Source organism: Capnocytophaga granulosa ATCC 51502 (assembly GCF_000411115.1).
Taxonomy (GTDB): domain Bacteria; phylum Bacteroidota; class Bacteroidia; order Flavobacteriales; family Flavobacteriaceae; genus Capnocytophaga; species Capnocytophaga granulosa.
The window spans coordinates 3356-4231 of sequence record NZ_KE150251.1; the positions used below are offsets into that span (position 1 = coordinate 3356).

The window sequence follows — 876 nt, forward strand, 5'->3', positions numbered from 1 at the left end:
GGCATTATTGGGGTTGTAGGACTGCGATATTTGCTGTTTATTGAATTAGAATACTTTGGAAAGAGTAACCACAGAGGGTGATAGTCCCGTATAGGCAAGATAAATAAGTAATAGCAGTATCCTGAGTAGGGCGGGGCACGTGGAACCCTGTCTGAATTTGCCGGGACCATCCGGTAAGGCTAAATACTCCTGAGAGACCGATAGTGGACTAGTACCGTGAGGGAAAGGTGAAAAGCACCGTGAATAACGGAGTGAAAAAGACCCTGAAACCATACGCTTACAAGCGGTCGGAGCGGCTTTGGCCGTGACGGCGTGCCTTTTGCATAATGAGCCTACGAGTTACTGTTACTGGCAAGGATAAGCACTTAAGGTGCGCATTCGTAGCGAAAGCGAGTCTGAATAGGGCGCTGAAGTCAGTAGGAGTAGACGCGAAACCTGGTGATCTACCCTTGGGCAGGTTGAAGCACTGGTAACACAGTGTGGAGGACCGAACTGGTTGTCGTTGAAAAGACTTCGGATGACCTGAGGGTAGGGGTGAAAGGCCAATCAAACTGGGAAATAGCTCGTACTCCCCGAAATGCATTTAGGTGCAGCGTTGTGACAAAAGTTTAATAGAGGTAGAGCTACTGATTGGATGCGGGGGTTTCACCGCCTACCAATTCCTGACAAACTCCGAATGCTATTAAATGTTTCACAGCAGTGAGGGCTTGGGTGCTAAGGTCCAAGTCCGAGAGGGAAAGAACCCGGACCATCAGCTAAGGTCCCCAAATATATGCTAAGTTGAAAAAACGCGGTTGAACTGCATTGACAGCTAGGATGTTGGCTTGGAAGCAGCCATACATTTAAAGAGTGCGTAACAGCTCACTAGTCGAGCGG

General features: G+C 48.6%; 1 rRNA gene (running past one end of the window). It reads left to right on the top strand.

The features are described from left to right. Positions 1-876 (top strand): 23S ribosomal RNA (locus HMPREF9331_RS13205) (its annotated part continues 2731 nt past the right edge of the window); the annotation flags it as partial.